At 45.9% G+C, this 13,535-nt stretch carries 11 protein-coding genes; 5 read left to right on the top strand and 6 right to left on the bottom strand.

Annotated features, from left to right (window positions below):
* Positions 1-14: 14 nt before the first annotated feature.
* Both GYK50_RS03330 and GYK50_RS03325 read left to right on the top strand, forming a co-directional pair.
* Positions 15-680 carry a 5-formyltetrahydrofolate cyclo-ligase gene (locus GYK50_RS03330; protein WP_223333231.1) on the top strand — a complete coding sequence of 222 codons (666 nt, stop codon included), beginning with the start codon at positions 15-17 and terminating at the stop codon, positions 678-680.
* A complete protein-coding gene (locus GYK50_RS03325; RefSeq protein WP_186473894.1) occupies positions 680-934 on the top strand; it encodes a hypothetical protein in 255 nt (84 codons plus the stop codon). The genes GYK50_RS03330 and GYK50_RS03325 overlap by 1 nt, the downstream gene beginning before the upstream one ends.
* A 101-nt stretch (positions 935-1,035) precedes the next feature.
* Here the strand turns inward: GYK50_RS03325 and GYK50_RS03320 are convergent, their stop codons facing one another.
* Positions 1,036-2,397, bottom strand: coding sequence for a Na+/H+ antiporter family protein (locus GYK50_RS03320; RefSeq protein WP_212564268.1), 1,362 nt, complete (start codon positions 2,395-2,397; stop codon positions 1,036-1,038).
* Between the two features lie 608 nt (positions 2,398-3,005).
* Between GYK50_RS03320 and lon the strand changes: the two genes are divergently transcribed.
* Complete coding sequence (lon, locus tag GYK50_RS03315) at positions 3,006-5,411, top strand: endopeptidase La (RefSeq protein ID WP_178379264.1); 2,406 nt, start codon at positions 3,006-3,008, stop codon at positions 5,409-5,411.
* 369 nt (positions 5,412-5,780) lie between these two features.
* Entirely contained in the window at positions 5,781-6,338 is a 558-nt protein-coding gene (locus tag GYK50_RS03310) for a superoxide dismutase family protein (RefSeq protein WP_212564267.1), read from the top strand.
* Positions 6,339-6,418: 80 nt separating this feature from the next.
* Here the strand turns inward: GYK50_RS03310 and topA are convergent, their stop codons facing one another.
* Together topA and GYK50_RS03300 are read right to left on the bottom strand one after the other, a co-directional pair.
* Positions 6,419-9,085, bottom strand: coding sequence for a type I DNA topoisomerase (topA, locus tag GYK50_RS03305; protein WP_212564266.1), 2,667 nt, complete (start codon positions 9,083-9,085; stop codon positions 6,419-6,421).
* 293 nt (positions 9,086-9,378) lie between these two features.
* Positions 9,379-9,981 carry a hypothetical protein gene (locus tag GYK50_RS03300; RefSeq protein WP_071002153.1) on the bottom strand — a complete coding sequence of 201 codons (603 nt, stop codon included), beginning with the start codon at positions 9,979-9,981 and terminating at the stop codon, positions 9,379-9,381.
* Positions 9,982-10,381: 400 nt separating this feature from the next.
* On the opposite strand from GYK50_RS03300, the gene GYK50_RS03295 reads away from it, so the two are divergent.
* Positions 10,382-10,915: a DUF2799 domain-containing protein gene (locus GYK50_RS03295; protein ID WP_058024115.1), complete on the top strand. Its 534-nt coding sequence runs from the start codon at positions 10,382-10,384 to the stop codon at positions 10,913-10,915.
* 200 nt (positions 10,916-11,115) lie between these two features.
* Here the strand turns inward: GYK50_RS03295 and GYK50_RS03290 are convergent, their stop codons facing one another.
* The 3 genes from GYK50_RS03290 to GYK50_RS03280 form a co-directional block, all read right to left on the bottom strand.
* Positions 11,116-11,517, bottom strand: a complete 402-nt coding sequence (locus tag GYK50_RS03290) for an ExbD/TolR family protein (protein ID WP_071002155.1) — start codon at positions 11,515-11,517, stop codon at positions 11,116-11,118.
* 50 nt (positions 11,518-11,567) lie between these two features.
* A complete protein-coding gene (locus GYK50_RS03285; RefSeq protein ID WP_071002156.1) occupies positions 11,568-12,254 on the bottom strand; it encodes a MotA/TolQ/ExbB proton channel family protein in 687 nt (228 codons plus the stop codon).
* Positions 12,255-12,362: 108 nt separating this feature from the next.
* Positions 12,363-13,343, bottom strand: a complete 981-nt coding sequence (locus GYK50_RS03280; protein WP_212564265.1) for an energy transducer TonB — start codon at positions 13,341-13,343, stop codon at positions 12,363-12,365.
* Positions 13,344-13,535 lie beyond the last annotated feature (192 nt).

The raw sequence follows: 13,535 nt of genomic DNA, 5'->3' as shown, positions 1-13,535 counted from the left end.
TGGATAAGATACCTATGCACTCTGAAACCATGCCCACTGAGTCAAAAATGCTTAACTCACAAGAACCTACGCTAAGTAATCCACCCAGACGGCACTTCACTCGCCAGCGTCGTCAGTTAAGTGATGGCGCGCGTAGGAATATGGCGCAAGCAGCGAGCTTGCATTTGAGCAAATTACAGCAGCGGCTATCAAAAAATGCACGTATTGGGCTATATTATGATGGATTTGGTGAGCTACCCACTCAGCCACTGCTGGATTGGTGCATATGCTTAGGCTATTCTCCTTATTTACCTGTCGTTGGTTCTCTCGGTCGTACTAGTAATGGCAGTGATGATAAACGGTTGCGTTTTGTACCTGTTTACCACTCAAAACTAATCAATGTCCCCACTCGCATTCATCAGCTCGGCATGAAACAAAATCATAGCCGCGCTCTATTATGGGCGTCAGAATTAGATGTGATCATCTGTCCGTTAGTCGCGGTAGATAAACACGGCAATCGTATGGGCATGGGTGGCGGTTTTTATGATACGACGCTTGGCAAAAGCTATCGCTCAGGGGCCAAGAAACCATTAAAAATTGGCTGGTGTTATGACTTTCAAGTGGTTGAACAATTAGCGCGTCAGCCGTGGGATGTGCCATTAGATGGCTTAATTACGCCAAGTGGCTTAAGGTGGTTTTGATGAAAGACGATGAACAATTTGAAAAAGACTCTAGCGCTGCTGTTTCCAGTGCAGACAGTGTGGATGAATATTTGCAAAGGTTAGGTAGCGATGACGCTAGAGAGCAACGTTATTACAGTCAAGAGCAGCCGTTTAGCACTGATGAGATGACACGATTAGTCAATGAAGAACGCTTAAATGAGCTACTTGCGCAAAGTGATGCGTTTTTGAGCAGTTTGAACGGTGAGATTGAGGATTTTGATAAAGATTGTTAAAAATATAGGCAGTTTGAGCAATTAATAGAAACGAAAAAAGGCGAGTATAGTGATTGTTTATACTCGCCTCTCCTATCAAACCCAATCATTCAAATCATTTACTACAGCACCATCGCGGCGATCCAACCAAATGCCAGTAGCGGAATATTGTAGTGAATAAAGGTTGGCACCACACTGTCTTTGATATGGTCATGCTGTCCATCAATATTAAGACCAGAGGTTGGCCCCAATGTCGAATCTGACGCAGGAGAACCGGCATCACCAAGCGCGCCAGCTGTACCGATAATAGCAACCGTTGCTAATGGCGAAAACCCTAAAGAGATACATAGCGGTACATAGATCGCGGCCAAAATAGGAATGGTCGAGAAGGACGAGCCGATACCCATGGTCACAATCAAACCAATCAAGAGCATGATAAATGCTGCCATCGCTTTATTACCACCGAACAGTGACGCCGCCCCATCAACGAGTGGCTGAATCTGCTCAGTGGCTTTCATGACTTCCGCAAAACCCTGCGCCGTAATCATAATAAAGCCAATCATCGCCATCAATTTGATACCATCATTAAAGACGCCATCAGCATCACGCCACTTGACCACGCCTGTCGCCATAAAGACTCCAAAGCCAAACATCGAACCCAAGAGTAGCGAATCAGTGTATAGCTGCACGACGAAAGCCGTCACGATAGCAGCCAATGCAACCAGCGTCTTTAGCTTGCTTTGCGACTGAGCGCCAGCGGCTGTTTTACTTAATGCATCGCCTTCTACGACGGCATCATGCGCTTGCTGATCTATCGCAATCTGCTGATACTCGCGCGGCTTACGGTAGCTTATAAATACCGCGACCAGCAGACCAATGAGCATGCCAAGCGCAGGAATTGCCATGGCCTTCACCACAGAAATATTGGCAACATCAATGCCCGCTTCACCGACGTTTTTTAGCATAATTTGATTGAGGTAAATATCGCCGAACCCATACGGTATAAACATATAGGTGGTGACCAGTCCAAAGGTAATCAGACAGGCAATCAGGCGTCTATCAATCTGCATACGGTTGAACGCCAAAAGCAGTGGCGGTACCAGCAGTGGAATAAAGGCAATATGAATGGGGATTAGGTTTTGGCTAAAGCAGCTCATGGTAATGAGGCCTGCAAACAGCATATATTTAATCATGCCACTCGTGCCCGCAGCATCAATGCGTCTAATCACCGCCCCTGCCAATGACTGCGGCAATCCCGAGTGCGCGATCGCCACGGCAAACGCCCCTAGCAAGGCATACGATAGCGCAATCTGTGCGCCATTACGGATACCTTCTTGGAAGGCATTGAGCGTATCGGTAATACCCAGACCCGCTAACAGACCACCTGCCAGCGCCCCGATTAATAAACTGAGCACCACGTGCACGCGCGAAAGTGACAGTCCTAGCATAATAATAACTGCCAGCAGTACCGCATTGATGGCCATGTATTGCCCCTTGCTCTTTATAACTTGGTCTCATTGAGACCGATGAATATTGACACTAATGAATATCGCTATGATGTCTAAAATACTGCCCTAACAGCCCCTGTTTTTAGACGGGCGCCAGTTTACCTTATTTTGGGTATAAAGCCCATGCATAGAACCGATTAGACACCCGCATCTCACACACGCTCTCGCTATCTAATGGTGAGATTTTACTTATTTAATCCAGACACAGCATTTTTAATCCAACTTTTTAATCCAATAACCGCATTGAAACGTCGGCGTTTGTCGCACTATTTAACAAAGATAACTGTGCATCTTTGCCAATGAGACTTGCAATTTTATCTGTGGACACCATTTATCTAGACATGAACCACGAACTTGACTTTACAAGTCCGGGGAAAGAGGAAAAATATATGAGTGAACATAAAATTACCCAAGACAATATCGACATTGATGTCGACGTTTCATCCACTGCTACAGACAACAATGAGGCAGAGACCTTGTCGAATGCAGCACAAAAAGCGGCGTCAACCAATGAGACAGACACTGGTCTTGATAACACTGACTCTAATAATAAAGATGTAAACGACAACCAACCTGAAAACTACTTGCCACTCTTGGCATTGCGAGATGTGGTTGTCTACCCGCACATGCAGATTGCCTTGTTTGTGGGACGCGCGCCATCGGTCAAAGCCGTTGAGCTGGCACAAGCTGAGTATGGCAACAAAGTACTGGTCGTCGCCCAAAAAGACTCATTGACCGAAGACATTGATCAAGACAACTTGTATCAATACGGTACGGTGTGCCGCATCGTCAGCACCATGCCGCATGACAGCGATGAGAACTGCATCAAAGTACTCATCGAAGGTCAATATCGCGCCCGTGTCGACAATATCGAAAGTCATGACGACTTATTGATGGCGAGATTTGAGCGTGCTGATCTTGATGTCAGCATGGATGAGAGCCAGAAGAAAAACACTATTCAGGCGTTGACCACCCTGTTTGAAGGCTATGCTGATGCTCGTCTGCGTAATGCCCGTGAGCTGACCCGCGTGGCCAAACGTATCGATGATTTGCTTGAGCTTGTGTACTTTATCTCAACTCGCGTCTCGATGGATTTGGATGTTAAACAGTCGTTCTTAGAAGAAAATGATATCAAAACGCATATCAACACCTTGACGGAATATCTGGTCAAGCAAAGTGCTGAGCAAAATATCGAGCAAGATATTCAAGATGCGGTCCGTCAGCAGATGGAAGACAATCAGCGCGAATACTTCTTAAACGAAAAGATGAAAGCGATCAAAAACGAGCTATCAGATCTCAATGATGGCGCGTTTGATGGCGAAGATGATGTCGCTGAGCTAGAGCAGCGTCTAGAAGATGCTGACTTGCCAGATGATGTGCGCAAAAAAGCAGAGCAAGAGTTTAAAAAGCTCAAAATGATGCCACCTGCATCAAGCGAATCGTCAGTGGTACGCAACTACATTGAGTGGATTTTGGATACGCCGTGGAATGCGACGACCAAAGTCTCAATCAATTTAGATAAGGCAAAAACGGTGCTGGACGAAGATCATTATGGCTTGCAAGATGTGAAAGACCGCATCTTAGAATATCTCGCCGTACAATCTCGCGTGAAAAAACTTCGTGGCCCGATTCTTTGTCTCGTTGGCCCTCCAGGTGTGGGTAAAACTTCATTAGGTGAGTCGATTGCCCGTGCCACAGGTCGTAAATTTGTCCGTATGGCACTGGGTGGCGTACGTGATGAAGCGGAAATTCGTGGGCATCGCCGTACTTATATCGGTGCGATGCCAGGTAAAATCGTTCAGTCACTGGCCAAAGTAGAAGTCAAAAACCCGCTGTTCTTATTGGATGAAATCGATAAGATGGCGCAAGACTTCCGCGGTGATCCAGCATCAGCATTGCTTGAAGTATTGGATCCATCACAGAACGACACCTTTAACGACCATTATTTAGATATGGACTTAGATTTGTCGCAAGTGATGTTCATCTGTACGGCTAACAGCATGGATATTCCACCTGCGCTACTTGACCGTATGGAAGTCATTCGTCTGCCGGGTTATACCGAAGAAGAAAAGGTCAATATCGCACAGAAATACCTCGTGCCAAAAGCGATCAAGAATAACGGCCTTAAAGAAGGTGAAATTGAAATCGTTGAAGCGGCCCTACACAGTATCGTACGAAGCTATACGCGTGAAGCGGGTGTGCGTAACCTTGAGCGTGAAGTCAATAAAATCTGCCGCAAAGTAGTACGCGGTTCGGTTGAAACTCATGGCGCGCGCGCTCCGAAAAAAGCGGAACGTCAGCTAGTGACCGTCGATGACAAGAACATCGATGACTATCTAGGTGTACATCAGTACGACTACGGTCTGGCGGAAGAAGAGCCTGAGATTGGACGTATCACTGGTCTTGCGTGGACACAAGTGGGCGGCGAGCTGCTTACTATTGAAGCGGTCGCTATGAAAGGTAAAGGTGAGCTTAGCTTCACCGGCTCACTTGGCGATGTGATGAAGGAGTCGATTCGTGCGGCGATGAGTGTGGTGCGTGCTCGCGGTGACAGTCTTGGCATTGACTATGAGACAGTCAAAACCACAGATATCCATGTGCACATGCCAGAAGGCGCCACGCCAAAAGACGGTCCTTCTGCTGGTGGTGCATTGACGACTGCACTGGTCTCTGCCTTGACAGGTATTGCCATTCGTCCAGATATCGCCATGACAGGTGAGATCACCTTGCGCGGCAAAATCCTACGTATCGGTGGTCTCAAAGAGAAGCTACTGGCAGCGCATCGCGGCGGCATCAAGCATGTCTTGATTCCAGAAAGTAATGAGCGTGATTTGGCCGATATCCCTGATAATGTCAAAGAAGGCTTGACCATTCAGCCAGTTGCAACGATTGAAGAGATTTTAAAGGTTGCTTTGGTAGATATGCCAAAACCGCTCAAGCCTGCAAAAGTAACGGTTGATAAAACGGCAGGCAAAGCGCTACACAACTAATTGAGTATTCGTTAGTCAATGCTTAAAACATAAAAGCCGCTCATCACTATGATGGGCGGCTTTTTTATGCTTATTGATCATTAGTTTACTAACACCTTGGTCATTACCAATTCGTGTTTTTATGTAATCTATGCATTCTGTCGTTCATTTGATGTCATTAATTTTTTTGCCATCTGCTTTTTCAAACCCATACGTTACTTACATTTATTAACCGATTGTTGCGCATTTAATGAATAACTATAGGGTTTGCTTGGCTATACTGACGATGATGTTAACGAATATCGATACGCGCTCTAACAGAACAATAAATACAGATATTTGTGACTTTAACTACGTTCTAAATAATGAATAAAATAACTGGAGATAATAATGAATAAGACAATGCTTGCAAGTGCCCTACTATGCGGATCAGCGTTAGCCATGACTGGTTGCCAAACGGTCGAAGGTCAAATGCAAACAGGCAATCCTGTCAATCAGCCAGCACTAAAATCTACCATCAAAGCAGTGAGCGGTGATAAGAACGAAGTCGGACAGATGTTCCTGCGTCCTGTCGATGGCGGTGTACAAGTCTACGGTAAGCTCATGAATCTACAGCCGGGCCAAACGGTTGCACTACATATTCATGAGACAGGTAGCTGTGCTGATATGGGTAAAGCGGCAGGCGGTCACTTCAATCCTGACAACAAACCACATTCTAATCCCGATGATATGAATGGTCATGCAGGTGACCTACCTAACCTGACAGCCAATGAAGATGGCGTCGCTACTATCAACTATGTGAACAAAAAAATCACGGCCGATAAAGCAGGTAAGTATAGCGTGAATCGCCGCGCCTTTATCGTACATTCTGGCGCTGACGATTACACCAGCCAACCATCAGGCGCATCAGGTGACCGTGTTGCTTGCGGTATTATCGAGATGAACTAATACTATATATATTAGCCATAAAAAACCTCTTAACTATTGTATACGGTTAAGAGGTTTTTTTATGACCGGTAGAAAAGTGGTTACTCTTCTACCCACTCGCCTTTACGCCAGTACACACCCCAACGGGTGGCCTTGCCGTTTTTCTCAGAGCCGATGTACTGCTCTTTTTTCTTACGTGACCAACGTAATATAGTTGGGTTACCATCTGGATCTTCATCTGGTCCCTCAAACAGATATTGGAACTTGTCTTCCATTTTATCTTTTATTTCACGTAGCTCAGCGAGCTTGGGCGCACGAGTCTCACGCACCTTTGGAAATTTAGAAGCCGCAAGGAACATGCCAGCCGCCCCTTCACGCAAGATGAAGTAATCATCATGTTTGGTCGATTTCAGCTCTGGCAGATGAATAGGATCCATACGCGGCGGTGCTGCTTCGCCTGTTTTTAGCACCTTGCGGGTGTTATCGCATTTCTGACAAGCAAAATACGGACCAAAGCGACCTGTCTTTAGCTCCATCTGACCATCACACTTGTCACAGTCGATGGTTGGCGCATCTGAGCCTGGTACTTCAAACTTACCTTCTTCTAGAATATAACCGTCACAATCAGGGTTATTACCGCAGATGTGTAGCTTGAGACCACCATCAACGATATAACCATTCATCGCGGTGCCGCATTTCGGACAGCGTTTTTTCTCCATCAAATCTTTGACTTCTGCCGTTTCATCATCCCCTTCTGCATCATCTAGATTGGCAAACGCTTCGACTGGCATTAGATTTTTGGTGCCTTTACAGCGCTCTTTCGGCGGCAAGTTATAGCCAGTACACCCTAAGAATACGCCTGTTGAGCCTGTACGCAACTGCATCGGACGATCGCAAATATCGCAATGCACATCTGGCACATCAGTCGGATCATTCGGACGCATGCCATCTTTGCCTTTGGCATGCTCAAGAGTAGTCTTAAACTCGCCATAGAAATTATCGAGCACGTCTTTCCAATCTTGCTCACCCTCGGCGACATGATCGAGCTTGTCTTCAAGCGCAGCAGTAAAGGTATAATCCATCAAATCTGGGAAGCTGGCTGTCAATCTATCGGTGACGATATCGCCCATTTTTTCGGCAAACAAGCGCTTGTTCTCAAGCTTCACATAACCACGATCTTGAATGGTCGAGATAATTGAGGCATAAGTCGAGGGACGACCAATACCTTTTTTCTCAAGCTCTTTGACAAGACTTGCCTCAGTATAGCGCGGTGGCGGCTTGGTAAAGTGTTGGCTCGGATCGAGCTTATCTAGGGTGAGCTTATCGCCTTTTTTGACATCAGGGAGCAGCGTATCATCAGTTTTGGCCGGCGGCATAACACGAGTATAGCCATCAAAAGTCATCGTACGGCCGCGCGCTTTTAGCTCGACATTACCCGCCTCTACCAAAAGATTGACTGATAGATACTTAGCAGGCGTCATCTGACAAGCCACAAACTGCCGCCAGATCAGCTCGTATAAACGAATAGCATCACGCTCAACGCCTTTCATTTGCGTTGACTTTAAGTTGACATTAGAAGGACGAATCGCTTCATGCGCCTCTTGAGCACCTTGCTTATTGCCATAAAAATTTGGCTTTTCTGGCACGTATTTTGCGCCATAGCTGTCTTCAATATGACCACGGACAGCCGCGAGCGCATCGCCAGACAAAAAAGTCGAATCGGTACGCATATAAGTGATGTGACCCGCTTCATACAGACGCTGCGCCAAAATCATGGTCTTTTTGACCGAAAACCCTAGACGCGTACTGGCTGCTTGCTGCAAAGTTGAAGTGATAAAGGGTGCGCTAGGACGTGACTGGGTTGGCTTCTCTTCACGCTCTTTAACGATAAAATCGCTTGCTTTGAGTATCTCAAGCACTTTATCGGTTTGCTCTTTATTACCAAGCTTTAGCGTTTTGCCGCCCTGCTTGGTCGCCTCTAGACGGATACCGATTTGCTCTGCATCTGAGGCTTTTTTGGTTTTATCATGAGCGACATGTGTATCTGCATGAATCTGCCAGTATTCTTCTGGAATGAACGCGCGAATTTCATGCTCACGCTCAACAACCAAGCGCATAGCAACTGACTGCACACGGCCTGCTGATAGTCCGCGAGCAATCTTTTGCCATAATAGTGGCGATACCATAAAGCCAACGACACGGTCCAAGAATCTGCGCGCTTGCTGAGCATTGACGCGATCGATATCAAGCTTTGAGGGTTGTTTAAAGGCATTTTGGATGGCTGATTTGGTAATCTCGTTAAAGACCACACGTTGATACTTGCTATCAGGCCCACCGATAACTTCTTTTAGATGCCAAGCGATCGCCTCCCCCTCTCTATCCATATCCGTTGCCAGATAGATTTTGTCAGCGTCTTTGGCCAGTGCTTTGAGCTCTTTGATGACCTTGGTTTTGTTTGGCAATACTTCATAGACCGCCGCCCAATCATGCTCTGGATCTACGCCCATACGGCGCACCAGTGCTTGCTGTGCTTTTTCTTCTTTGGTCAGACTGTCATCTTTTTTGGTCGTGGTTGCTTTTTTTGCGCTTTTATTTGCACTAACTGGTAAATCACGGACGTGGCCGATGCTCGAGCGTACGATAAAATCATCGCCAAGATATTTATTAATCGTTTTTGCTTTGGCTGGTGATTCTACAATCACCAAAGACTTGCCCTTTGGGCTGTCAGCAGCTGATGCTGCGGTTTTTTTGGTTGTGGTTTTTGCCATATTTGACGACACCATAATATAAGTGATTAAAAGTATAAGTAGATTGAAAGTAACATTACAGTCAGCAGCAGAGTAATTTATGGGTGCTGATGATCAGGGGTTAGCCATGACTCAGCGATTTATAGTAATAGTAGCTGCTGATAAAAAAGGTTATAAAACAAATTATAACCATAAAATAAAGATATAGTTATAAAGACGTTACACTGCTAAGCGATAAACTGTCAACTTTAAATAAACTGAATATGAAAAACTACTTGCATATCGCCCTTTAATGGAGACAAAAAAGCGCTTTACTAGCCTCTCGCGTCTTTTTGCATTTGTATCGCCCATTTCTCAAGATTGGCTTTGAGCACTAACAGATCTGCCTCAATCCGTTGCTGATGATACGTGGGATTAGAGTTTGGGCGCACGTAAGCAATGTCTTCCCAATAAATGATAATGCTATTGGCCTTGGTCATCAGCCCTTTAACAAACGGCTCAATGCTCACTGGTAGCTCTAATGGTGCTTTGTCCAAACTAAAATCGGTTTTTTTCACCGTCACATTATTGCTGCTTTGCGTAGAGCGAATGGCACTTGGAATATGGAGTGTTTTTGCATCATCGCTGGTATCAACAAAACTGCTATCTGGTCGCCATTGTCCATCGATCACTTGATAGCGTGTGTGCGGCAGTTTGGTCTCTTCTAATATCAGACAATACTGTCCAAGCATACCGCGGCCATATTCATTATCACGACCTTTGATCCAATCAGGGCAAGCAACGAGCTTTGGATTAAGCTGCAAACGGCGTGCGGTCATACGCAGCTTGTCTAAACGCTGATCGATACCATTCGGTTTGAGCGCCATCATACTCCCTAAGACGAATAGTACAATGATAACGCCAATCAATGTTCCCATGATGCTCTGGCCTTTTAACTAAATAAAAATGATGCTAAACAATATCAATATAACTGCCACGGCTAATAACCGCTGTCTACGCCAACAGTAAAAATAACGGCTTTATAAATAACTATCCTATAAATCGTTAACGTGAACTGGCTGCTACTCACATGACAGATAACGATATAGCAAGACTTATAATGAGCTCGAACCCGCAAAAATCAAGCACTGCCACTCAACTACTATTCAAAAACTGGCTATATGGCTCACTCTTTATTTGTCAGTTATACTGTTAAATCAGACATTTAGCGTGCCTAATCATCAGTAGCATAGCCACATACAAAAACCAGATACAAAAAGTGGTCGGCGTAAAAAAGTGCTATGATAAACCATAATTTTAAACGCGCGCAGGTTTATTATGAATTATCTTATTAAGTCAAACTCGTCAAGCGCTTATATCGCTAGCAAGCTGACAGGTAAACTCCTGAGCAACACTGGCATAAGCTTATCATTACTTGGCGCAATCGTACTAACAGTGTCAGGCTGTGCCACTACCCAAAGCCTGACCCCGCAGCAATGTCAAAGCAGTAACTGGCAAGAAGTCGGTTATGCCGATGGTCTACAAGGTCGTTCAGGGGCTTACTTCGGGCACTATACCAACAGCTGCGCCAGTGTCGGAGGCGCCAGTCCTAACCGCATACAGTGGGAGCAAGGACGACAGCAAGGTCTCAAAAACTACTGTACCGAGCTGAACGCTTATAAGCTCGGTCGCGAAGGCTATGACTGGCAGCCAGTCTGTCCATTAGAAGGTATTGAGAAATTAGAAGAAGCTTACTCTCAAGGACGCTACTACTATATCCGTCAGCGCGATCTGGATTACTTGCGCTCGCCTTATCCGTTTGGTTACGGACATCTGGGCTTTGGCTACCGTCCATTTGGCTATGGCTGGTAAAAAGAAAACCTCAGTGATGACTTAATTTGAGGTTTAAGTCGTCACTGAGGTCGGAGAGAAGCTTATTATTTTGATCGTTCTTATTATTGTTATGGCGCTCGTGCTATTCATTGGCTTGTTGATTTATATCGACAATTTTTTGCTGTAACGGACGTTGCATTTCGCTGCTTATTACTACTTACTACCGTTTATCGCTGCTATTATTCATTGACAAAGGCAATCTTGGTAAGTCCTGCTTGACTGGCAGCCGCCAAGACCTGAGCGACCGTATCATACTTACCTTCTTTATCGGCGCGCAGTTGTACTGAAGGATCTTTGCCGGTTGCGCCTTGCTCCTGCAAACGCGCCTCTAGCGCTTCCATGCTGATGGGATCGCTGTCCCAAAATATCCCCGCGTCTTTATCAATACTGATTTGAATGGCTTCTGGCGGCGTTTGATTGACCTCAGCACTGGTCTTTGGCAAATCTAAAGGAACCGTCGGATTCAGCACGGTCGCTGTCAATAAAAAGATAATCATCAATACCAGCATGATATCGATAAGCGGAATGAGGTTCATCTCATTCATACCTTGAACGTCATCATCACCCAGTTGAAATGCCATAATTATTCTCAATACTTGTGTTTATTGTCATGCCACCAAGAGGTGCTTTTTTATTCTGCCACAGAGCTGCTGTAGTGGCGCGCTTGCTGCGTGTCTACTGCTGCATCGATAGTATTTGAGCGATTGCCTTTAACCGCCTGCACCGATGTTGCGCCCGCATTCGGGCTAGTAGACGATGGCACAGGCTCAGCAGACCCGGACAACAGATCATGTGCTCTATCATTGGCTTGATACATCACACGGCGATTGATACGTACTGCTAGGTTGTAAAACACCACAGCTGGAATAGCCACAGCGATACCAAGACCCGTCATAATTAGTGCCTCACCAACGGGGCCTGCCACTTGTCCCAATCCTGCCTGTCCACTCATACCAATATTATGCAGCGCGTGGAAAATGCCCCACACCGTGCCAAATAAGCCGATAAATGGCGCGATCGCTGCCGTCGTTCCAAGAATAGGTAAGCCGCGCTCGCTGGCAAAACGGTAGCGCCCTATGTGCTTGAGTAACGTCTGTTCAGTGACCAAACGACGAGCGGCAGCATCGGAGCCGACCAAATCGGCCTGCTTTGCTTGTAGTTGTTGACTCAAGTCATCTGCTACACTGGTCGCCAGTTTGCGACTTTGCAATACGCGGACGATACCTGTCACCCAAGAGAGAATAGATAACGCAAGTAACAAAAAGAATAACGTCTTTGTCACCATGTCGCTGATCTGCCAGTATTGCATAAAGTCCATATCAGACTCCTTAATGTTTTATGCCATCACATGCTACTAAAATGAGTATCATGCCTTGTCTTATTATGAAAGATTATCAATAAATACGTTGTTATAAAATATAAATACTTAAGGAACCGCATAGCTGATCGGCAAGGTCACATTGCCCACCACGGGTGCGCCATTCTTGGTAAAGGGTTTGAACTTGCCAGAGCGTACTTGACGCTGGGCTTCTTTATCCAGCAAAGTATTGCCTGAAGACTGCGCCACTCGCACGCTATCGATACCACCTTGTTTATTGACACGCAATACCAATACCACGTTGAGCGTATCACCTGAACGCGCTCTACGTGCCGCACGATCAGGAAAGCTAAAGTTTGGCGCAGAGGCCCAATTGGCAGCGCTCGCAGTAAAGCTTACAGGCTCATTACTCTGTGCTCGAGCAGCAGCTTCCGCAGCTGCCTCAGCTGCTTCTCTAGCGGCTTGTGCTTGGGCGGCGGCTTCTGCTTCTCTAGCAGCTTTTGCTTGTGCCGCAGCCTTAGCATCCGCGACTCTTTTGGCTTCTTGCGCTGCTCTGTCTTGTGCTTCTTGAGCGGCTTTTTTGGCTCGAGCAGCAGCCTCTTTGCGCTGTTCATCAGCAGCTGATGTATCAACTGTCGGTTCTGGGCTGATCTTTTTGGGTGCTGCTTCTTTTGGTACAGGCTTTTGACTACTCTCAGTAGATGTTTTTTCGGTTGCGATGATTGGCGGTGTTTCAGATACTTTTTTCACCACAGGCTTCGCTGGTTCTATAGGTGTCTCGACATGCTTCTTAGGCGGTGGCTCTGCTTTTGGCTTTTGTACAGGCTTAGGTTGCACTTCTTTTTTGACGGTGACCTTTTTGACCTGCTGCACAGGTTCTTTCGTTTCTACTTTCGCTACTGCATTATTAGCAGGTAACGTCACAAACTCTATTTCGACAGGCGTGATATCTTCTTTTGGCGCAGGCTGTGGTTTGGGCGTTTTGATCACCGCCAAGGCGACTGCGGTGAGTACATGCAGCCCTACTACTACGAGAAGAGATAGCAGTATCAATCTGGTTGGTGGTGTCTCTAAATCCGTTGAACTCATAACAGCCTAATGTTTATTATCCGAGGTGGAATGGCGTTGATAATAATGCAAACGATAATTATTATCAATAATAATTTATAATATTTTCTTTGCTTTGTGAACTCATTGCCTCTTATCTCTGACAGATGTCCTATAACTATTGAGCATTACTGCCATCTCGCCCGTATTTAGCTCGCTTTTTTAATAAGTCTT

The organism is Psychrobacter pacificensis (assembly GCF_018336615.1).
Taxonomy (GTDB): Bacteria; Pseudomonadota; Gammaproteobacteria; order Pseudomonadales; family Moraxellaceae; genus Psychrobacter; species Psychrobacter pacificensis.
This window is presented reverse-complemented; position numbering and strand designations above follow the sequence as displayed.

Excerpts from the sequence above, each read along its gene's own strand:
- GYK50_RS03330 (WP_223333231.1), top strand. The coding sequence starts at position 15 with ATGCACTCTGAAACCATGCCCACTGAGTCAAAAATGCTTAACTCACAA.
- GYK50_RS03325 (WP_186473894.1), top strand. The coding sequence starts at position 680 with ATGAAAGACGATGAACAATTTGAAAAAGACTCTAGCGCTGCTGTTTCC.
- GYK50_RS03320 (WP_212564268.1), bottom strand. The coding sequence starts at position 2,397 with ATGGCCATCAATGCGGTACTGCTGGCAGTTATTATTATGCTAGGACTG.
- GYK50_RS03310 (WP_212564267.1), top strand. The coding sequence starts at position 5,781 with ATGAATAAGACAATGCTTGCAAGTGCCCTACTATGCGGATCAGCGTTA.
- topA (WP_212564266.1), bottom strand. The coding sequence starts at position 9,085 with ATGGCAAAAACCACAACCAAAAAAACCGCAGCATCAGCTGCTGACAGC.
- GYK50_RS03300 (WP_071002153.1), bottom strand. The coding sequence starts at position 9,981 with ATGGGAACATTGATTGGCGTTATCATTGTACTATTCGTCTTAGGGAGT.
- GYK50_RS03295 (WP_058024115.1), top strand. The coding sequence starts at position 10,382 with ATGAATTATCTTATTAAGTCAAACTCGTCAAGCGCTTATATCGCTAGC.
- GYK50_RS03290 (WP_071002155.1), bottom strand. The coding sequence starts at position 11,517 with ATGGCATTTCAACTGGGTGATGATGACGTTCAAGGTATGAATGAGATG.
- GYK50_RS03285 (WP_071002156.1), bottom strand. The coding sequence starts at position 12,254 with ATGGACTTTATGCAATACTGGCAGATCAGCGACATGGTGACAAAGACG.
- GYK50_RS03280 (WP_212564265.1), bottom strand. The coding sequence starts at position 13,343 with ATGAGTTCAACGGATTTAGAGACACCACCAACCAGATTGATACTGCTA.